The following is a 20,088-nucleotide window of genomic DNA, read 5'->3' as shown; positions in this document are numbered from 1 at the left end:
ATGGATGTTATCACACATAAGTGCCCCAATTGTGGGGGCGCTTTAACCTTTGATCCTGGCGATCAAAAATTTCATTGTCCATTTTGTCTGAGTATTTTTACTGAAGACGAAGTCACTGCCTTTGAAGAAAAGCAAAAAGAAGCGCAGATGGCCGATACTCCAGTCTCAGATCCTTCTGCAGCGACCGAGACCGAACCGTCCCTTCAAGAAGAAGTTAGAGAGCAAGCCGATGCACAAGCGGGACAGATGGACCTTTTCACCTGCCCCAGCTGCGGTGCTGAAATCGTGACGGATGCGACTACAGCTGCAACCTATTGCTACTTTTGCCATAATCCGGTCGTTTTGTCTGGTCGGCTTTCGGGAGAATTTTTGCCAAACAAAGTCCTTCCCTTTGCGATCGAAAAAGAAGAAGCAACGAAAAAGTTTTTAGAATGGGCGCAAAAGAAAAAATTCGTCCCACGGGATTTCTTCGACCAAGCACAAGTAGAGAAATTGACTGGCGTATACTTTCCTTATTGGGTCGTCGATGCCGAGATGAATGGTTCGCTTTCAGGAATGGGTACCTCCTTGCGTATTTGGCGGGTTGGTGACATTGAATATACCGAGCATAAACAATATGACGTCTTGCGACGAGGCAAAATCAAGGTGAACGAATTACTCAAGCATGCGCTGTCAAAAAACGTCCAACAAAAAATGGTAACTGGCGTTCAACCGTTTCCCCTTGAAAAAGCCGTTGCGTTTCGCAGTCAGTATTTAGCCGGCTTCCAAGCAGAAAAAAGAGACATTGAGTACATCGATCTTTCCGACGAAGTCAAAAACGAATTATCGGGTTATGCTGAAAACCTGCTAGCAGGCACCGTCAATGGCTATACTAGTTTTAAACGCAACAATCGATCCATCAATCTAACAAAAGAAGAAAACAACTACGTTTTGCTTCCTGTATGGCTAGTGACCTATCGAGCCGATGATGAAAACAAGAGTGCCTTTTATTATGCGATGAATGGGCAAACAGGAAAAGTCAGCGGTGTTTTACCGATCAGTTACAAACGCTTGGGAATCGTCAGTGGCGCCATTTTCGCGGCAACGACCATCCTCGCATTGATTGGAGCGTATTTCTTATGAAAAAACTATCTTATTTGTTGCTTCTACTGGTTGGCTTTTTCTTAACCACCCTGCCCGCCTTCGCAGCCGAAGAGACAGTCGCAGACCACGCTGGACTCTTTACCGAACAAGAGATCCAGAAGTTGAACGAGGAAGCAGAAGCGCTGAATGCGAAGATCAAAGGCGAAGTTTTTATTCAAACAACGAACAGCAATACGGGAGATATCGAGTTGTACACTGATCGATATCTTTCAAGACGGATCGGCAATGACAACAACGGTTCGGCATTGGTGATCGATATGGCGCAACGGGAATTTCACGTTTCTACTTCCGGAAATATGATCGATTATCTTACCGATTCACGTCTAGATAAGCTACTTGATGCGGTATTTGACCAGATGGCAGAGGGAAATTATTATCAAGCGGCATTGGTCTATCTGCAAAAAGCAGAAAGTTTTGTGGAAGCGGGTGTTCCTGCCGATCACTATCGTATCGATCGTGATACCGGAAAAATTACTTATTACAAAGTGATAACGCCACTAGAAATTGCTATTTGCTTAGCGATCGCGGCAGTGATCAGTATCGCCTTTTTCATCATTGTTAAATCCCGTTATCAATTAAAAATGGGCGGCTACAAATTTAACTATCTAGAAAAATCAAGTATTGATCTAACCCAAAAAGAAGATCGCTTAGTCAACTCCTTTGTCACAACCAGACGCATCCCCCGTCCTTCGAATAATGGTGGAGGCGGCGGTGGTTTTTCTGGCGGCGGTGGCGGCAGTACGACTCACTCTTCCGGTGGCGGTACATTCGGCGGCGGCGGACGCAGCTTTTGATTTTTCAAGAGTTCCTTTAATCAGGAACTCTTTTTTTGTTGACATTTTTCATAAAAACATCTACCATTTAGGAAAATATAGGAAAAGAGTTGATTTTATGTTTGAAATTATTAGAAACAATAAACTTTTTATCAGTTTGAGTAGTTTGCTAGTTTTTTTGACTGTCCTGACAAACCTCGCTTTCCCTTTGCTTCTACAAGAAGATCACGCACTGCGCTTTGATCATCTCGTCGGCTTATTAGCGTTCATATTAAGCATTACTTATTGCGCGCAATTCTTATTGATTGTGATGAAAGAGCGCTATGCAGCTTCGATGAATGTGCGCCATCTCTTAGAATTGTTAAAAAAAATGAAAAGGAAGAGTTATGTTGAGCTCTCTGAAAAGGAGCCCACTTATCTATTAAACCGCATCTTTGGCGTTGTTGATTCCTTATACTTGTTTATTTGCGGTAGTTTTAGCGAAGCTATTCGCTGCTTTTTCTTATTGCTGATCCCACTTTTTTTGTGTTTCCAATTGCATTATTTACTGGGTTTCATTTTACTATTGCTATTTCCCATCAATGTTTTTGGGTTTCGATGGATCAATCAACAGTTGAGTATTAAGATGAAAAATATGCAAGAAGCATTTGCTCTCAGCAATAAGGAAATGTTAACAACATTGTCCCATATTGATACAATGAAGCAATGGAGTGACGCTGTTCTTGAGCAGCTGTTTTCCTCTCAATTGACATCGATGTATCAAACATTAGCAAACACCAATACATTTGCCCAAACGACTAGTTTAGTCCTTAATGCGATCAATCAGATCGCCCAGATCGGCATCTATTTGTTTATGATTCAAGGAATATTACAAGATGAACTGCCAACCTCTGCGTTGATTTTGATTGGCGTACTATTACCCATTTACTTTTCTGCGTTAAGTGGTTTAACGAAAATCAATCTTGATACCGCTACTCTGAGGACCAATCAACGTTTTGTTAACGAAGAATTGGCTGCTCCCGATGACTTCTGGAACCAAACGAGTGAAGCTACTCTGAGTCTTACTTTCGACCACCCTGTCGTATCAATTGGCAACCACAGCTTTTCCTTTCTCATTGAAGAAACCTTGAAGCCTGGTGAACATATTTACTTGGCTGGCGCTTCAGGAAAAGGAAAATCAACGTTTTTAAAGGCAATTGCTGGCCTTTATCCATCAGAAGGAATTTCGCTTTCAACGAAGAGTACACGCATCAAGCCAAGAAACCCTGAAACAGATAAAACCATCTACCTTGCTCAAGACCCTACGATTCTCTCTCGGACAATTGAAGAAAATCTTGTATGGGGAAGAAAAATGACGGAAGAAGAAAAAACAATTATCGAAACCTCTGGTATTTTAGCGCCTATTTTTCAACAGCGCTCATGGACTAGCAGGCTTACGGAAAATGGTGCCGACTTGTCTGGAGGAGAAAAGCAAAGAATCGCTCTAGCTCGCATCTTATTAAGTGATGCCGAAATCATTCTTTTAGACGAAGCTACCAGCAGCATTGATGATGAAGCTGCCGAAAAGATTATGAAGTGTTTAAAAAAACATGCAGAAAAACGCATGATCATCTATACTAGTCATAAGAAAGAGGAGCAACGCTTTTGTGATCGTACAATTGCTTTGTAGGAGGAACCGATGAAAGATTATTATACCGTTGAAGAAGTCGCTGAAAAACTGGGCGTAACGACTCGAACCATCCGAAATTATCAAAAGACCAACCAACTTAAAGGGACAAAAATTGGCGGGCAGTGGCGCTTTTCTTACAAAGATGTGGCCTCGTTGATAGGCGAACCATTTGAAGATCCCCTGCTTTCTTTTGCTTCAATACGTTCAGAAAAACAGATACCCGAAAGCTTACTTGCCATTGATTTCTTTATTGAATCAGAGGAATTGCTACAACAGCAAAAAAAAATCGTTATTGATGAATTCAATGCACTTTACTCAGGGGAAAGTCGGCGTTTTTACTTTGAAAAAATCAACCCAACGATGGCACGATTTACATTGGTCGGACCCTTGAAATATGTAACAACCTTTGGACAGTGGATCGAAACAATCCTTTCTCCCCCAAAGTAATCATCTGAGCACCTGCTTTGAATTTAAAAGAAGAGACCCAATTAGGAGAATGTCTAATCAGGTCTCTTCTTTCTTTATTGGAAGGCTTGTTGCACTCAGATGATTTCCTTAAACACAGAGAAATCAATATTTCCGCCGGAGACCAATGCCACAGTTTTCTTTCCTCGAAGCAAATGATCGATCTGTCCACTTAAAATCGCCGCCGTACTTAATGCACCGGCACCTTCTGCAATGACTTTTTCCTTCAAAGCCAAGTAATGGATCGCTTGTTCGATATCGGATTCTTCAACTAAGACTGTTTCATCGATACGGGTCTTTAAAACATCATAGGTCAGCTCCCCTGCCAAAGCGACATCACAGCCGTCGGCGATCGTTCGGCTACGACGATTGGCAACTAGCTTTTGCTGCCAAAGTGAGGCGATCATGCCATAAACTCCATAGGATTGAACGCCGATGATCTTGACTTCTGGACGAAGTTCTTTTAAGGCTAAAGCGATCCCAGCGATCAACCCACCACCGCCGATGGGAATAATGACATTATCAACATCCGGAAGATCCTCCAACAGTTCGATCGCAATCGTTCCTTGCCCCTCCATTACTGCACGATCATCAAAAGGAGAGACAAATACTTCGCCACTGTCTTGCATGGCCTCTAGTGTCAGTTGTTTGGTTTCATCAAACGTCTCTCCTGCTAAAACGACTTGTGCGCCATAGCTTCTTGTCGCCTCTATTTTTGTTTTGGCAGCCGTCAATGGCATAAAGATTCGGACATTGATCCCCAGTAACGATCCGGCGAGGGCAACACCTTGTGCATGATTTCCTGCAGAACAGGCAATGACACCGCGAAGTTTTTCTGCATCAGTCAATGAAGCGAGTTTGTTATACGCCCCACGCGCTTTAAAGGAGCCGGTGCGCTGTAGATTTTCTAATTTCAAAAATATCGTGCCCTCTTTTTCTTTACCTAAAATATTACTTGGCGCAAGTGGTGTATGGATCATGATTGGTTTCAATCGTCGATACGCAGCAGCGATCCCTAGACTGTCCGTCAACACTTCCTCAATCACAAACGTTCCCCCTTTTTTGTTTTTTTATACTCTCATTGAAGCACAGAACTTGTAGAAAAACAATCTGGGGAACTCGTACAAGCAAAGATCACTTCCCCTTTCTTTACACGTCAATGTCACCAAATATTCTTACAGAAGAATTTTCAGAAAATAATGACATTTCTTTTCTGAAGTGCTATACTTAGAAAAATTAAAAGAGGGTGTGAACGAATGACAATCGATTGGTCAAATTTAGGGTTTTCTTATATCAAAACGCCATGGCGTTTTTTGGCAACATGGAAAGACGGTTCTTGGAATGAAGGCGAACTTACCGAGGATAATTATCTGCATATCCACGAGGGATCAACCGCTCTTCATTATGGACAGCAATGTTTTGAAGGACTAAAAGCCTACCGAAGAAAAGATGGCGGCATCAATTTGTTCCGTCCAGACGAAAATAGCAAACGGATGAACCGCAGTGCCTATCGTCTGCGCATGCCAGAGGTTCCTGAGAACTTCTTCTTAGATGCGGTAAAACAAGTTGTAAAAGCAAATCAGGAATATGTTCCGCCTTATGGCAGCGGCGCCACCTTGTATATTCGTCCGCTATTGATTGGCGTCGGAGAAAACATCGGTGTTAGTCCAGCACCAGAGTACATTTTTACGGTTTTTTGTATGCCTGTCGGTCCTTACTTTAAGGGCGGATTGACGCCGACGAATTTCATTGTTTCTGATTATGATCGTGCGGCACCAAATGGTACTGGTGCAGCCAAAGTTGGCGGAAATTATGCGGCGAGTTTATTGCCTGGATACGAAGCCCATCAACGGAAATTTTCCGACTGCATCTATCTTGATCCAGAAACACATACCAAAATCGAAGAAGTCGGTTCTGCCAACTTTTTCGGGATCACGGCTGACAATGAATTTGTGACACCAAAATCTCCTTCTATTTTGCCAAGTATCACAAAATATTCATTGCTGCATCTAGCGCAACATTCATTAGGATTGACCCCGGTTGAAGGTGATGTTTATCTCAATGAGCTGGATCGTTTTGTCGAAGCGGGTGCCTGCGGAACAGCTGCTGTTATTTCTCCGATCGGCGGGATCCAAAACGGTGAGGATTTCCATGTGTTCTATAGCGAAACGGAAGTTGGTCCACAAACCAAAGCATTGTATGACCAATTGACCGGCATTCAATTCGGAGACATTGCCGCACCAACTGGTTGGATCTTTGACGTCCCATTGGGTTAAGCGAACCGTGTATATCCTCTTCAGCTGAACGATCCGTTGTGATCGTTCGGTTTTTCTCTTTCTATCGATCAATTTATCATCACTACATTAGAATTGATTGCCACAACTCTTTTGACTTGTTACAATCATAGCAAAGGGAGGCGTAATGATGGGCAAACGACTCGGCTATTCTTTGCTAGCAACAGCATTGTATTTGGTGGTTTCCAATATCGGTAATCTCGTTTTTGGTATCAACCGCAGTTTTAGCTGGACCACAACATTGTGGGAAGCATTTTTCTTTTTTATTTTTGTGTTCTTATTCCAACAATTTAGAAAAAAATAAGCAGTGATCCTCGCTAGTAAGAAACGGGGATCGCTGCTTATTCCTTTTGCAGGGATTTCATCTATTAAAAAAGCGCCAAACCCCTTCATACAAAAGGATTTGACACTAAGAAAAATTATTTAACTGTTACTGAAGCGCCAACTTCTTCTAAAGCTGCTTTCAACGCTTCAGCTTCGTCTTTAGAGATGCCTTCTTTAACTGCTGAAGGAGCTCCGTCAACGACTGCTTTCGCTTCTTTCAAGCCTAAGCCAGTTGCTTCACGAACTGCTTTGATAACTTTAACTTTTTGATCGCCAGCTGCAGTCAATTCTACAGTGAATTCAGTTTGTTCTTCAGCAGCACCAGCATCGCCAGCTCCACCAGCTACAGCTACAGGAGCTGCAGCAGATACGCCAAATTCTTCTTCGATAGCTTTAATTAAATCGTTTAATTCTAAGATTGTCGCGCCTTTTAGCTCTTCGACAATGTTTTCAATGTTCAATGCCATTTTGTTTTCCTCCATTTAAGTAAGTAGTTTAGTTTTTTAATACTGAAAAATCATGCGGCAATTATGCTGCATCTTCTTCTTTTTCTGCCACTGCTTTGACAGCGTAAGCCACGTTGCGGATAGGTGCTTGTAGCACAGATAGCAACATAGAAAGAAGTCCTTCGCGGTTTGGCAATTTCGCCAATGCAGTAATTTCTTCCAATGAAGAAACTTTGCCTTCGATGATACCGCCTTTGATTTCTAAAGCTTTTGCGTCTTTTGCGAAATCGTTAATGATTTTTGCAGGTGCAACAACGTCTTCGTTACTGAATGCTACGGCAGTAGGACCAGTGAATACTTCACCTAAACCTTCTAGACCAGCTTTTTCAGCAGCACGAGAAAGAATTGAGTTTTTGATAACTTTCATCTCAACGTTTGCATCACGCAATTGTTTACGTAAGCGAGTTACTTCATCAACAGTTAGTCCACGGTAGTCAACAACGACTACAGATGCGGCTGCAGAGAATTTTTCACTCACTTCATCAACGATCGCGGATTTTTTAGCGATAGCTGCTTCACTCATTTATATTTCACCTCCTGATTTTGATGGAAGAGTTTCTTCGAAACGAACGGTTCCTTTGTCTTAAAAAAAGACAATAAAAAACTCTATGCCACCGTAGACATAGAGGGACTATTGAAGGTTCTCAATAAACGTCCTCGGTAGGAAATTAAGGCAAATGCCACCTACTGTCTTCGGTACAGTTAAACTTTTAACCTTGACTACCTTACCATAGATAAGGCAGTCAAGTCAATAAAAGTTTTAAATTTTTGTATTAAATTAGAAAGAAGCTTGTTCTACATGGATCCCAGGTCCAAATGTTGTTGTAACTGAGATATTTTTCATGTATTGACCTTTTGCTGCTGAAGGTTTAGCTTTCAACAATGTTTCATGGATCGTTTTGAAGTTTTCGATCAATTTGTCATCTTCAAAAGAAACTTTTCCGATTGGTACGTGGATGTTTCCAGCTTTGTCAACACGGTAAGTAACTTTACCAGCTTTTACTTCGTTAACTGCTTTTGTTACGTCCATTGTTACTGTACCAGTTTTAGGGTTAGGCATCAAACCTTTAGGGCCTAATACACGACCTAATTTACCAACAGTAGCCATCATGTCAGGCGTTGCAACAACAACGTCAAAGTCGAACCAGCCACCTTGGATTTTTTGAACCATATCGTCGTCACCAACGAAATCAGCACCAGCTGCTTCTGCTTCTTTGGCTTTATCGCCTTTAGCAAAAACTAAAACTGTTTGTGTTTTACCAGTACCGTTTGGTAATACAACCGCGCCACGGATTTGTTGATCCGCTTTTTTAGGGTCTACGTTTAATTTGTAAGCAACTTCAACCGTTGCGTCGAATTTTGCAATATTTGTTTCTTTTGCCAAAGCTACTGCTTCTTCAACTGAATAAGCTTTTGTAGCATCAACTTTTTTCAATGCTTCTTGCATTTTTTTGCTTTTTTTAGCCATTTTGTTTCCTCCTTGATGTGGTTATAACGGTAGAACCTCCCACGTGTCCCATATTTTTCAATATGAAGCCGACTGAGAAGCTACTTCCTTAGGGCTGTAATTATTCTACAGTGATCCCCATGCTTCGTGCAGTTCCTTCAACCATGCGCATTGCTGCTTCAACGTCAGCTGCGTTTAGGTCTTCCATTTTCAATTCAGCGATTTCTTTTACTTGATCGCGTGAAACTTTTGCAACTTTTGTTTTGTTTGGTTCGCCTGAACCTTTTTCAACGTTTGCTGCTTTTTTCAACAATACTGCTGCTGGTGGTGTTTTTGTAACGAAAGTAAATGAACGGTCTTCGTATACAGAGATCACTACTGGAATGATCAAACCTGCTTGATCAGCTGTACGAGCATTGAATTCTTTAGTGAATCCCATGATATTGATACCCGCTTGACCTAGCGCAGGACCTACCGGCGGAGCTGGTGTTGCTTTACCTGCAGGAATTTGCAATTTAACGATTTTTTCTACTTTTTTTGCCACGAGACATACCTCCTTGAGTCCGTGATGTGGTTAATTGGAGATCCAAATTTCTCCTCCCACTTTGGTGATTCATGTGCACACACAAAAAACGTGTGACGAAAGCACACTGGAATATTATAGCATCTTTAAGGAATAATTCAAGGTTTTTCAGCTGTTTTTTTCGAAAAAATACTCACCAGCGCTTTTCGTTATTCCTTCGCTAAAAAAATAAATAAAAATCCCTTGCTTTTGGTCTGCTTTTTTCATTCTCTCATTTTTTTATGCTACACTACTACTGGAATTCTTCCCTATTCGTTTACTACTATTCGAGGTGAAAAAAATGGAACAATTAAAATACCGCAGTGTATTTGATATAATCGGACCCATCATGGTGGGTCCCAGCAGTTCTCATACAGCCGGTGCTGCCCGGATTGGAAAAATCGTTCGCAGTATTTTTGGCGAACAGCCAGACAGTGTAGATATCCTGTTGTATGAATCGTTTGCCAAAACCTATCGCGGTCATGGAACCGATATTGCGTTAGTTGGCGGTCTCTTAGGCATGGAGCCAGATGACGCTCGCCTAGCAGACTCTTTAAAAATCGCTTATGAGAAAGGGATCGAAGTCTTATTCGTCCCTAAAAAAGAAAAAGCGGAACATCCAAATATGGTCAAGATGATTTTAACAAAAGGTAGCCACAAACTATCCGTCACTGGTATTTCGATTGGTGGTGGCAATATTCAAATCTCAGAGCTTAACGGCTTCAAAATTTCTCTGACGCTGGGTACGCCAACTTATGTGATCGTCCATCAAGATGTTCCAGGAATGATTGCGAAAGTAACCAATTTACTATCAGAGGCTCAAATCAATATCGGTACGATGACCGTTACAAGAGAAGCTGTCGGTGATAAAGCCATCATGATCATCGAAGTCGATCAGCGCAATGATCAGCTGGCGCAACAAATCAAAGTTTTGCCGCACGTTTACAGCGCTGCGTATTTTGATTAAAGGAGATAGGAACATGTTCTATACAATAGATGAATTAGTAACAGAGAGTAAAAATTATCCTTCCGTTGCAGAGATGATGATTGCGATCGAAGCAGAAAATACTGGCCGAAGTCGCGAACAGATCCTTGCAATCATGGAAAAGAATTTAGTTGTTATGGAACAATCAGTCGCTGAAGGTGTCTCTGGTGTTAAATCGGTGACGGGATTGACCGGTGGCGATGCGACACGGATGAACGACTACCTTGCTGCCGGTGATTTTTTAAGCGGAGAAACCATTCTACAAGCGGTCCAAAATGCCATTGCAGTCAATGAAGTCAATGCGAAAATGGGCTTGATTTGCGCCACTCCGACTGCCGGTAGTGCGGGTGTTGTTTCTGGTGTATTGATGGCCGTGCGTGAGCGTTTGGCACTGACTCGAGCGCAACAAGTCGACTTTTTATTTACAGCCGGCGCCTTTGGTCTGGTGATTGCCAACAATGCCTCGATTTCCGGTGCCGAAGGCGGTTGTCAAGCAGAGATCGGTTCTGCTAGTGCAATGGCAGCGGCGGCTTTGGTTTGTGCAAAAGGTGGCACCCCTCACCAAGCGGCTCAAGCGGTGGCGATCACCTTAAAAAATATGATGGGCTTGATTTGTGACCCTGTCGCGGGCTTAGTCGAAGTCCCCTGCGTGAAGCGCAATGCCCTGGGATCTTCCCAAGCCTTTATCTCTGCCGACATGGCACTGGCAGGAATCGAAAGTGTCATCCCACCAGATGAAGTGGTCTTAGCGATGTATCAAGTCGGTCGGCAAATGCCTAGCATTTTCAAGGAAACAGCTGAAGGCGGTCTAGCCATGACCCCAACTGCCCAACGCCTACAGGCAGAAATCTTAGAAGCCAATCGTTGATTTTTTTAGAAATGAACACCAATAAAAACCAACCAAGAACAATCAATCGTTGCTTGTTCTTGGTTGGTTTTCATTTTCTCACTATTTCTCAGGAAGATAAGTCCCTCCTATTTGTTAAACAAGTAACAAATGACATTGGCGGTTTTTCTACTCCCACTCGCCGACCCTATAGTGTTTCTTTTGGGCAATGGGGTTTAATACCTTCACAGGCTCGGAAAATTCAGGTTTTCCTTCTGTTTGATCCATTGGGACCAATGGCTGCTCGCTTTCTTGTGCTTTCAAGTCCATTTGTGGTTTTTCTTCCTGGGTAGCTTGTGCCTGATCGGCTGATTTTTGCCAGAGCTGTTTGCTGAGATCTAATAATGGAATGATCATCATGGCGACTAACCCGCCAGAAAAACCATTATTATACAAATTCAAGCCACCATGTAAGAAATCAATATTCAGTACCATTGAGGCGTGGACAAAACCGACCACCAAGCCGCCTTTCCAGCCATAGGCATTCGTCACTGCACAGAGCATCATCCCAAAAATCGCTGATGTGACTGTGACCGTCTCGTTGATAGTATACACACTCAATAGGTTGGCGATCGTCACTCCTGCCAATAAAGGGAGTGAGTTAAAGACATGAGAGCCACAAGCAGAAAAGCCGATGACACAAAAGATCGCACCGATGACAGGTCCATTTAAAACCGCACCAATACTGACTACATAAGCCACCAACAAGAACGTCATCAAGCCCATGTTGATCATGGTATTGTAGACGCCGGTATCACGTAAAATATCGCGTTCGATTTTGCCACTATGAGACCAAATCGCTCGCATATTCAACCGTTTTTTCTTGTTCGCCATCAGCGAACCATAGCCGACGAATATCCCTCCTAAAACCAGCATCATGAAAATCAAACGCGGTTGCTGTTCTTGTGACACCATTGTTCGCAGCTCGATCGTTAGGCCAAACATCCGACAGATAGCGGCAACTAGTGTACATAGCATTCCTGAAGTGAACCCCGCACTGTAAAGACTGACACTTTGAAATAGCGCTTGAAAGTACAGTGCCATGGGAACCATCAAAAAACCGGTAAAAATTCCAATGCCATACCCCATCACTAAGCTAAAATAAGGTGGCAAGGAATCATTGAAAGCAAAATAGCTGACGATCGGAGAAACCGACGATCCGTACAAGGCAATCAATAGAAATTTTTTCAATGGTTCATTCATAAAGTAAGAATACAGGCGGACGCCTAAAAATATCGGGATAAAATTCAGTAAATTTTTTCCAAAAAAACCATACCCAGTCACCATAAAGATAGCGGACACCGCGCCGCCTGTAATCGGCACCCGATAATGATAACAAATCGAGATCGCTACAAACGTCATCAAACTGCTGTTTAATAAAGCCGTCCCTACAGAAGTCATAGCAATATAATCTGTCACAAGATGACTTTCAGAAAATAAAATCAACTTGAGCTCTTCGACTGCCACCCTTGGATCGAAAAACAACATGGCAAAGAAAAACAGTAGCAAATTAAAAAGAAACAACAAGCTATACCCATTATGTACAGAAATCATCCCTTTAGTATGGGGATGAAAATCATTGTGAAACTTTACTCTAAAAAAAGTAACTAATTTTGACATAGGACCCCTTCCTCTTATAAAGCGCTTACTCATTTTGAGAAAAAAAGTGGGCCAACGAATTGGTCCACTTTATTCTCATTACTGTTATTTTACCGTAAATGAGCCGTTCTTGCTAGTCTATCTAACAGTTAAATTTTATCTACTTGCTCAAAATCAAGTTCCGTACTGGTTTCACGACCGAACATATCGATGTTCACTTTTAGTTTTTGTTTTTCTTCGTCGATTTCTGCTACTTGACCTTCTAAACCAGAGAACGCACCTTCGATGATCTTGACGGTTTCGCCGATTTCCACTTCTAACTCAACTGTTCGGGTGCTCATACCAATCGAACGCAAAATCGAATTGATTTCTTCTTGTAATAAAGGCGCCGGCTTGCTTCCTGCACCATGAGAGCCAACGAAACCAGTCACACCTGGTGTATTCCGAACCACGTACCAAGATTCATCCGTCATGACCATCTCAACTAGCACATAACCAGGAAAGGTTTTATGAACGATTTCTTTGGTTTTGCCATTTTTTTCTTCTGTTTCCACTTCTTCGGGAACAACGACACGGAAAATATAATCACCCATCCCCATGCTTTGTGCACGTGACTCTAGGTTTGCTTTTACTTTGTTCTCGTAACCTGAATACGTATGTAGAACATACCAATTTTTTTCAAAAGATTCCATTTTTTTCGGACTCCCCATCTTTTTGTAAAATAAAAAAACCTCAGCTGCACCGAAGTTTTTCCTCAAAGCGATTATAGCATGATTTGCGATAAATGACTAGCGCTATCAGTAAGAAGTCTTACTTTAGGATCCAATTGAAGACTGTTTGAATCAGTGTGTCCATCACAAAGAACATCAATGCAAAAATAATGGTTGTTTGAATCACCACAAAGGTATCTTTGCGTAATTGTTTTTTTGATGGCCAAGAAACGTTTTTCATTTCTTCAACAACATTTTTCAAAAATTTCATTCGATTCCCTCCTTACTTCGTTTCACGATGCAAAGTATATTGATTGCAATACTTGCAAAATTTGTTGATTTCAAGGCGTTCGCCTTTTTTACCTTCACTGACTGATTTTGAATAGTTGCGGGATCCGCAGACAGAACAAGCCAAAGCAGCTTTTTTCGTTGCCATCTTAGTGTCCTCCCCCTTTTTATAAAGTTTTCCAACACTAAAAATACCACTTATTTAAGATTGTGTCAATTTTTGATTTTCTGTCGTATAAATATAGTTTCTGCTGATTTTGTGGTATGATAATGGTGTTAAATGGGTATTTGGGAGGGAAAATTATGTTATTAAAAACAATGGTTTACAAAAAACGCGATTTAACAACGGTAAAGGAAACAGCTACCTTAGAAGAAGCGCTGGCAATTTTAGAAGAGTCTGGTTATCGTTGTGTGCCTATCCTAGATGAATCAGGAAAGATTTTTAGAGGAAATATTTATAAAATGCACATCTATCGCCATAAAGCAAACGGCGGTGACATGACTTTACCCGTCACCTATCTGCTAAAAAATGCGACGAAGTTCATCTATGTCAACTCTTCATTTTTTAAGGTTTTCTTTACGATCAAAGAATTGCCTTATATTGCGGTACTAGATGAAAACAATCAATTTTACGGCATTTTGACCCACAGCTCCTTATTGAATATGTTGTCACAATCATGGAGCGTTGAGCAAGGAAGCTATGTGTTGACGATCGCATCAACAGGTCAACAAGGCGACTTAGCGGTTATCTCAAAAATAATCGCAAAATACAGCAGTATCGCCAGCTGTATCACACTGGATATCGGCAAAGACGAATTTATTCGTCGTACGATGATCACTTTACCAGCAAACACATCAAAAGAATTATGCGACAAGATCGTTACGCAACTAGAAGCGAAAAACTTCAAAGTTGTAGAAATCGAAGACTTAAAAGCAGAATAAAACAAAAGATCATTCCTTCATTTCTTAGGAATGATCTTTTTCTTGTTTTTTGAGAACCATCAAAGCAAAAAACAAGTTTTCTTTAAACGCGTTTATCAAAACGAACAGCACGATTGATAATATACATCACAGGTGCCGTAATCGTCATCACGATAAATTCACTTAATGCTGTTGTTGCAAATGTTGGCCAAAAAGGCAATGCTAAGGTGATATTTAGCATAATCGCAATCAGGAACATGCTTAATGAAAAAACAATGGTGTTAAATGCTAGTCTTAAGAAAACATTTGGAATCTTCTTCTGAACCAGCGCAGTCGCTCCTAAAGCCAAAAAGCTTCCGACCCCACCGAATACGACATCCAAGATCCCCATTCCAAAGAACAAGTTATACACAACAACCCCGCCGACGACACCCCACATCAATTTTCTGTTGAAAACGACTAAGTGATTCAATCCTTCAGATATCCTGAATTGAATCGCTCCTGAGGCAACTGGTGCGACTAGAACCGTTACAGCTATATAAAGTGCCATGATGATTCCATTCGCTGCGACGACTCGCAAACGTTGATTGGTTAGATTTGTTGATTTTTCCATATGATCCCTACTTTCTCCGAGTTTTGATTACGCGGGATGGTTGATGAACCGCGGTGCGCTTCGCACAAGTACTTATTATACACATTAATAGCCATATATCAATGTTAAACTGGCCATTTAATCATCAAATCATCTCGAATTCACCAGACAAAAATTTATGCAGATGGAATTGCTCCCTCTATTCCTTCATTCGTTGATTCAAAGAAACACTTCGCAGCTTTCATTTTCTAACCCTATTCGACGATCAATGAGTCATCCATCGTCAGATTTCCTAATGGCTGGTGATTCAATCTTTACCCTTGAAAGAGATGGCAAAAATATTATTTTTACGCCTACCGAAAAAATAAACGATGAAGATGGTGGCTTTATGTTGGAACCTCGCTAAATGAAGACGCATCTCGTGATGGAAGGTTAAATGCTGAATTACTATAAGATCCGCCTGATCTACGCACAGTAATCATCTTGAATACGTAAAACATCCCTTTTCGTTAATGGAAAGGGCTGTTTAGAATGAATCAGACGATTCAGTTACTTTTTGAACAAAAATAGCTTTCTTCTCGTTGCCTCGTTACTTTTTTGGCAAAGCAATTTCTCATAGATGTTTACTCAGCGAATGCCTGCCACACCTCTATTTAGCAGGCCGATAACCAGCTTTGTACGCTTCCACTTCCGTCTTGAACATACGAATCGGACTTGTCGTTTTTTTATAGTATTGACTACCCGGTATGTGGTAAATCTTTTGCTTGGACCCTTTGATCAACCCTTTGCCTTGTTTGTCTACGTACTTTTTTAATCCATCTCGAAATGCATCATTCGTCGTTCCAGGTGCTTTCCCACCTTTTTTCACCAGTTTGACTTGGATTGCTTCCAGTTGAAAGCCAAAGCCAGACGTTCCTGAAGACTGCCCGTTTTTCGCCCACCCCATCCAGCCAAATTGTTGTGCATTGACTCGATAATAGACATCGTAATACTTAGCGATCTCACCGGTGAGTTTGATTTGGATTGCCTCCAACCGTTGTCCTTTTCCACTTGTACCAGACAGAGTCCCATTTTTTCTAAACGATTTTTCCCATCCTTGTTTCTGAATGGAGGTTTTATATTCAATATTCCCTTTGTATTTTTCGTTAGTAATTTTTATCTTGATTGCTTCAAGTCGCTTTGCTTTCCCTGTGGTCCCTGACGTCTGACCGTTTGTTTTCCATGATTGCCACCCTTGAGACTGGATATTTGTTTGATAGCTCACACTTGGTGAAGATGCAGCAAAAACTGTCATCGGAAAAACAACGAAGCCAAGCAAGAACACCAATAGTATAGAAACTTTTTTCATTTTTACCCTCCTTATTTTTGATTATGCCAATAATATTGTTAAAAAACAATCTATTTATAAGCAAAAAGTATTTTTTCATCATTTCAACTCACTTAGAAAATGAACTGCTGGGTAAAGCGTAAAATCAACACTTCTAGAGGGCGTTCCAATTATTGTATTACTTCAAACTCGAAGTTGAAAAATGCTTAGCATCAAACTAGCTATTCAACTACTGATAGAAGGTGCATCTTGACTTACGAAGAAAAATCAGTGTTCGTTTTTCTGAGAATCGAAACGAATGACCGCCTGCAATGTGGTATAATCTAATTCGTTGAAATTTATTTTGGAAGGATGTCATGATTGAACTTATTTGGATTGACCTTTGGCTTAAGAAATGTAAAAACGGGAATCAGTGTATTCCTCTGTATTTTGATCAGTTTTCTTTTGAATCGAGAAACCTACGTCGTATCGACGATCACAGCTGTTTTCACATTAAGAGAAGATCATGAAAACACCGTCAAATACGGGAAACATCGGATTGCAGGTAATAGCTTTGGCGCAATTGCCTCCGTGTTTTGTATAGCAATTTTTAACTTTTTCGGACATTCGTCCTTTATACAAATGATTGCGATCCCTTTAGTGATCATGTTGATGATCGCTTTACTGGTCAAATTTGATTATTCCGAGGGAACAGTTGGTGCTTGTGCCACACTATTGACGATTTTATTTATGATTCCTCAAACTGAATCTTACTTGTATGCTTTTAATCGGATTGTTGATAGTTTTATCGGCATGACGATTGCGATATTGGTGAATCGCTTTTTTCCATTTCCGAATAAAAGTACCGCAGGGACGAAGACGACAACAAATGAGAGTGACTCATTTTAAAAATGGAAAAGAAAAAAACCATCTCAAAACAGCTTTGAGATGGTTTTTTTAAGAATGGATCAGTTACTGAAAAGAACTTGTTGGTCTTCAATTAATGGATAAGAAATCGGTGCATTACCTTCCAAATCTTCTTTATTCATATCAACTGCAACGATTTGACTATTTTCATACGTACGATAGTAATAGATTCCTTTATCTGTATTGCAGCAAGACGTATATATCGTGTACTCATAGCGCTCATTGCCTATGTCACAAAGTCCTTTTTGTTGCTCAACCGAACCTAAAATATGGAAGAACTGACTAATGCTTTCGGATTCAGATTCTCCAGAAACGGAATTCAATCGGGTAAAAGCTACTTTGACAAAGCGAGACATCGAAGAAAGATCTCCTGGCAGCCCTAAGCCTCCCATTCCACGACTATATTCATCAAAATCCAGCTTGTCAGAAAAATGAGTTTCAGGAGTTTTCGATGATAACACACGGTAGTTATTCAAATTGAACAATTGATAGTCAAATGGCGGATTATTTGTCAAAACTCCCACCGGATTTTCATGAATATGAAGGCCATCACTCATACTTTCCACAACGATGGCACTTTTTTTATCAGCAATCATCCAATGCAAAGGCGATAAAGGCAAATCTTCACTAAAATTGATCCGAACGAGATTGACATTAGCTAATAACCCTTTTACCTCTTCGACAGTAGCGCATTGCCCTAAGAGCCATGGGATGAACTCAAAAGGCGTAACATTCTCTTTTCCTTCTTGAAACTCATTATAGAAAGCATTTTCTGGAAAATTCAAACCAGCGATACCTAAGCCTTTTTCGTTGACCGCATCATAATACAGTGGGTATTCAGCGACTCCAGCAGCAATCCCAATCATTGCGTAATGGTGATCTATTTCACTTACTTTGCGAAATTTGAATGGATAATTTCTCGGAGTAATGGTCACTACTTCTTTATAAGAAACATCATAATCAAAATTTCTGCCAAAATAATGATCTTTCGTTACATAAGTTAACGCAGTACACATAATACTTCCTCCTAAAATAAGTTTTTTACACTACTAATTTACTCCTATCGCTTTTTTTTAACAAGGAAAAAGCAATAAATAATAATAAAAATACAATTAAATGATTTAAAATCATTTTAATATACTTTATTTAAGGCAATTTCAATCTAGTATTCTTTAGTTAGCCTACCTTCTCGCAAATTCACTTTGATTACAAATCCTTTAGAAGAGCCGTTCAAAAGCGGCGATGATCATAATCTCCACCCTTTTTCCTTTACCTTTCATTAAACTATTTAAATTTCTCTAAAAGGCAACGACAAAACAATGTAAGCGATTGCCCAATATAAAAAATGTGCTATACTATAAGTGTAAGGAGCAAGGATTCCCAGTAAAGCAGACGAAGCAGGTTCTGCAAGAAAAGAATTGTTGTCAACTTAGAAAAAAAGACAAAGGATGTGGGAATTTGAGTTACTCCTTACTAATTGAATAGGATTCGGCGATGGGCATCGTTACCTGAGGATCAAAGTGGACATAAGAACCTTTGAAAACCCAGAAAGCACAATCGTCGAATCTATTTTTTTGCTCTTTTTTTCAGGCATCGTCTCCCCGCCTTCTGTCGAAACATGCTATAATTAAACGCATTGAACGAAAAAACGATATGGAGCTATTCATAAAATGAACTATTATTATCACTTCCTCGTAAACCCTGCCTCAGGCAGTGGAAGGGGGAAAAAAGCGGCGGAGCGTGTGCAAAAAATCGTAAACAAGCATCGTTTCCCCCATCAACTCTATTTAACAAAATCGCCCGGCGACGAACGAAACATCACCCGAAAGCTCTTAAAAGAACGCCTTTTGCCTTGGGACGATGTCTATTTAGAAAATGGCGAAATGCTATATCCATTGCTGGTCGTTATCGGCGGAGATGGAACGCTGCACCAAGTAGTATCAGAGTTACAACTTGAACAACAACAAATCCCCGTTGCTTACATCCCCGCTGGCTCAGGTAACGATTTTGCGCGAAGTATCGAGTTGCCACGGGAACCGGAAAAAGCATTTTGGAAAATTGCGGGTACTACTAAGCCCCAAGAATTGGCCATTATCCACTATGATGAGCAGATCCAGGAGGAAAGCGGCATTGCGCTTAACAATGTCGGTATTGGCCTTGATGCGGCAATCGTCTACACCACCAATCACTCTGTGGCAAAAAGTAGTCTGAATAAGTTTAACCTCGGCTCCTTTTCCTATATCGCTGCAATTATTCGGGTTTTGTTTCGCCAAAAAGGCTTCCCGATCTTAGTTGAGTGTAATGGGCAACAATTCAGTTATAAGAAAGCTTTTCTATGCACTACGACCAACCATCCTTACTTTGGCGGCGGTGTTGCGATCGCCCCAACCGCTTCGGTCAAAGAGAAAAAGTTTGATTTTGTTCTTGTCGAGCGTGTATCGATTTTTAAGATTTTCTGGCTGATCGGTTTACTGATGCGAAAGAAACACATGAATTCACGTTACTTTCACCATCTTTCCACGTCGAAGCTTAGAATTATCTCTACCGTGCCCCAACATGGACAAGAAGACGGTGAGGAAATGGGCCAACGTCCCTTTGATATTACTTTTACAACAGCTAGTCAATTATTTTGGTGCCCATAAAGAAAACGATACAAATCGCTGCTGATTTGTATCGTTTTTCTATACGTTA

General features: G+C 40.9%; 23 protein-coding genes and 1 other annotated feature. Of the genes, 11 read left to right on the top strand and 12 right to left on the bottom strand.

Annotated elements, in window-relative coordinates:
* The 4 genes from ENLAB_RS15280 (at nucleotide 1) to ENLAB_RS15265 (ending at nucleotide 4,032) form a co-directional block, all read left to right on the top strand.
* The gene (locus tag ENLAB_RS15280) at nucleotides 1–1,122 is read left to right on the top strand and encodes a TFIIB-type zinc ribbon-containing protein (RefSeq protein ID WP_077452485.1); all 1,122 of its coding nucleotides are present in this window, start codon (nucleotides 1–3) and stop codon (nucleotides 1,120–1,122) included.
* A complete protein-coding gene (locus ENLAB_RS15275) occupies nucleotides 1,119–1,937 on the top strand; it encodes a TPM domain-containing protein (RefSeq protein ID WP_077452486.1) in 819 nt (272 codons plus the stop codon). Before ENLAB_RS15280 ends, ENLAB_RS15275 begins: the two co-directional genes overlap by 4 nt.
* Nucleotides 1,938–2,034: 97 nt before the next feature.
* Nucleotides 2,035–3,585 carry an ATP-binding cassette domain-containing protein gene (locus ENLAB_RS15270; protein ID WP_244351883.1) on the top strand — a complete coding sequence of 517 codons (1,551 nt, stop codon included), beginning with the start codon at nucleotides 2,035–2,037 and terminating at the stop codon, nucleotides 3,583–3,585.
* Nucleotides 3,586–3,594: 9 nt separating this feature from the next.
* Nucleotides 3,595–4,032 carry a helix-turn-helix domain-containing protein gene (locus ENLAB_RS15265; protein ID WP_244351881.1) on the top strand — a complete coding sequence of 146 codons (438 nt, stop codon included), beginning with the start codon at nucleotides 3,595–3,597 and terminating at the stop codon, nucleotides 4,030–4,032.
* Between the two features lie 95 nt (nucleotides 4,033–4,127).
* On the opposite strand, the gene ENLAB_RS15260 is transcribed toward ENLAB_RS15265, so the two are convergent.
* Nucleotides 4,128–5,096 (bottom strand): pyridoxal-phosphate dependent enzyme, encoded by a 969-nt coding sequence (locus tag ENLAB_RS15260; protein WP_142962633.1) that lies wholly within the window; start codon nucleotides 5,094–5,096, stop codon nucleotides 4,128–4,130.
* Nucleotides 5,097–5,306: 210 nt separating this feature from the next.
* Here ENLAB_RS15260 and ENLAB_RS15255 point away from each other — a divergent pair, with 210 nt between their 5' ends.
* Both ENLAB_RS15255 and ENLAB_RS15250 read left to right on the top strand, forming a co-directional pair.
* Entirely contained in the window at nucleotides 5,307–6,326 is a 1,020-nt protein-coding gene (locus ENLAB_RS15255) for a branched-chain amino acid aminotransferase (RefSeq protein ID WP_086292670.1), read from the top strand.
* A 148-nt stretch (nucleotides 6,327–6,474) separates the two neighbouring features.
* Nucleotides 6,475–6,648: a hypothetical protein gene (locus ENLAB_RS15250; protein WP_005231922.1), complete on the top strand. Its 174-nt coding sequence runs from the start codon at nucleotides 6,475–6,477 to the stop codon at nucleotides 6,646–6,648.
* Between the two features lie 115 nt (nucleotides 6,649–6,763).
* On the opposite strand, the gene rplL is transcribed toward ENLAB_RS15250, so the two are convergent.
* The 4 genes from rplL to rplK form a co-directional block, all read right to left on the bottom strand.
* Nucleotides 6,764–7,135 carry a 50S ribosomal protein L7/L12 gene (rplL, locus tag ENLAB_RS15245; RefSeq protein WP_003127081.1) on the bottom strand — a complete coding sequence of 124 codons (372 nt, stop codon included), beginning with the start codon at nucleotides 7,133–7,135 and terminating at the stop codon, nucleotides 6,764–6,766.
* Between the two features lie 61 nt (nucleotides 7,136–7,196).
* Entirely contained in the window at nucleotides 7,197–7,697 is a 501-nt protein-coding gene (gene rplJ, locus ENLAB_RS15240) for a 50S ribosomal protein L10 (RefSeq protein ID WP_016610861.1), read from the bottom strand.
* 65 nt (nucleotides 7,698–7,762) lie between these two features.
* Nucleotides 7,763–7,889, bottom strand: a sequence feature (ribosomal protein L10 leader region).
* A 63-nt stretch (nucleotides 7,890–7,952) separates the two neighbouring features.
* Nucleotides 7,953–8,642, bottom strand: coding sequence for a 50S ribosomal protein L1 (gene rplA / locus ENLAB_RS15235; RefSeq protein WP_005229790.1), 690 nt, complete (start codon nucleotides 8,640–8,642; stop codon nucleotides 7,953–7,955).
* Between the two features lie 100 nt (nucleotides 8,643–8,742).
* The gene (gene rplK / locus ENLAB_RS15230) at nucleotides 8,743–9,165 is read right to left on the bottom strand and encodes a 50S ribosomal protein L11 (protein WP_005229787.1); all 423 of its coding nucleotides are present in this window, start codon (nucleotides 9,163–9,165) and stop codon (nucleotides 8,743–8,745) included.
* 319 nt (nucleotides 9,166–9,484) lie between these two features.
* Here rplK and sdaAB point away from each other — a divergent pair, with 319 nt between their 5' ends.
* Nucleotides 9,485–10,150 carry an L-serine ammonia-lyase, iron-sulfur-dependent subunit beta gene (sdaAB, locus tag ENLAB_RS15225; protein WP_005229781.1) on the top strand — a complete coding sequence of 222 codons (666 nt, stop codon included), beginning with the start codon at nucleotides 9,485–9,487 and terminating at the stop codon, nucleotides 10,148–10,150.
* Nucleotides 10,151–10,163: 13 nt separating this feature from the next.
* The gene (gene sdaAA, locus ENLAB_RS15220) at nucleotides 10,164–11,036 is read left to right on the top strand and encodes an L-serine ammonia-lyase, iron-sulfur-dependent, subunit alpha (protein WP_086292672.1); all 873 of its coding nucleotides are present in this window, start codon (nucleotides 10,164–10,166) and stop codon (nucleotides 11,034–11,036) included.
* A gap of 147 nt (nucleotides 11,037–11,183) precedes the next feature.
* On the opposite strand, the gene ENLAB_RS15215 is transcribed toward sdaAA, so the two are convergent.
* The 4 genes from ENLAB_RS15215 to rpmG form a co-directional block, all read right to left on the bottom strand.
* The gene (locus tag ENLAB_RS15215) at nucleotides 11,184–12,674 is read right to left on the bottom strand and encodes a DUF1576 domain-containing protein (RefSeq protein ID WP_244351879.1); all 1,491 of its coding nucleotides are present in this window, start codon (nucleotides 12,672–12,674) and stop codon (nucleotides 11,184–11,186) included.
* A gap of 128 nt (nucleotides 12,675–12,802) precedes the next feature.
* Nucleotides 12,803–13,345, bottom strand: a complete 543-nt coding sequence (gene nusG, locus ENLAB_RS15210) for a transcription termination/antitermination protein NusG (protein WP_005229769.1) — start codon at nucleotides 13,343–13,345, stop codon at nucleotides 12,803–12,805.
* A 118-nt stretch (nucleotides 13,346–13,463) separates the two neighbouring features.
* Nucleotides 13,464–13,634 (bottom strand): preprotein translocase subunit SecE, encoded by a 171-nt coding sequence (gene secE / locus ENLAB_RS15205; protein ID WP_005229766.1) that lies wholly within the window; start codon nucleotides 13,632–13,634, stop codon nucleotides 13,464–13,466.
* Between the two features lie 12 nt (nucleotides 13,635–13,646).
* Nucleotides 13,647–13,799 carry a 50S ribosomal protein L33 gene (gene rpmG, locus ENLAB_RS15200; RefSeq protein ID WP_005229764.1) on the bottom strand — a complete coding sequence of 51 codons (153 nt, stop codon included), beginning with the start codon at nucleotides 13,797–13,799 and terminating at the stop codon, nucleotides 13,647–13,649.
* Between the two features lie 155 nt (nucleotides 13,800–13,954).
* Between rpmG and cbpA the strand changes: the two genes are divergently transcribed.
* Entirely contained in the window at nucleotides 13,955–14,593 is a 639-nt protein-coding gene (gene cbpA, locus ENLAB_RS15195) for a cyclic di-AMP binding protein CbpA (RefSeq protein ID WP_077452493.1), read from the top strand.
* An 82-nt stretch (nucleotides 14,594–14,675) separates the two neighbouring features.
* On the opposite strand, the gene ENLAB_RS15190 is transcribed toward cbpA, so the two are convergent.
* Nucleotides 14,676–15,185, bottom strand: coding sequence for a QueT transporter family protein (locus tag ENLAB_RS15190; RefSeq protein WP_077452494.1), 510 nt, complete (start codon nucleotides 15,183–15,185; stop codon nucleotides 14,676–14,678).
* 628 nt (nucleotides 15,186–15,813) lie between these two features.
* Nucleotides 15,814–16,512 (bottom strand): sunset domain-containing protein, encoded by a 699-nt coding sequence (locus ENLAB_RS16960; RefSeq protein WP_244351877.1) that lies wholly within the window; start codon nucleotides 16,510–16,512, stop codon nucleotides 15,814–15,816.
* A 339-nt stretch (nucleotides 16,513–16,851) separates the two neighbouring features.
* Here ENLAB_RS16960 and ENLAB_RS15180 point away from each other — a divergent pair, with 339 nt between their 5' ends.
* Complete coding sequence (locus ENLAB_RS15180; protein ID WP_077452495.1) at nucleotides 16,852–17,379, top strand: FUSC family protein; 528 nt, start codon at nucleotides 16,852–16,854, stop codon at nucleotides 17,377–17,379.
* A gap of 59 nt (nucleotides 17,380–17,438) precedes the next feature.
* On the opposite strand, the gene bsh is transcribed toward ENLAB_RS15180, so the two are convergent.
* Nucleotides 17,439–18,413, bottom strand: a complete 975-nt coding sequence (gene bsh, locus ENLAB_RS15175) for a choloylglycine hydrolase (protein ID WP_077452496.1) — start codon at nucleotides 18,411–18,413, stop codon at nucleotides 17,439–17,441.
* A gap of 654 nt (nucleotides 18,414–19,067) precedes the next feature.
* Between bsh and ENLAB_RS15170 the strand changes: the two genes are divergently transcribed.
* On the top strand, nucleotides 19,068–20,039 hold the full coding sequence (locus ENLAB_RS15170; protein ID WP_077452497.1) for a diacylglycerol/lipid kinase family protein: 972 nt from the start codon (nucleotides 19,068–19,070) through the stop codon (nucleotides 20,037–20,039).
* Nucleotides 20,040–20,088: the final 49 nt, after the last annotated feature.

This window comes from Enterococcus innesii (genome assembly GCF_022846515.1).
Taxonomy (GTDB): Bacteria; Bacillota; Bacilli; order Lactobacillales; family Enterococcaceae; genus Enterococcus_D; species Enterococcus_D innesii.
This window is presented reverse-complemented; position numbering and strand designations above follow the sequence as displayed.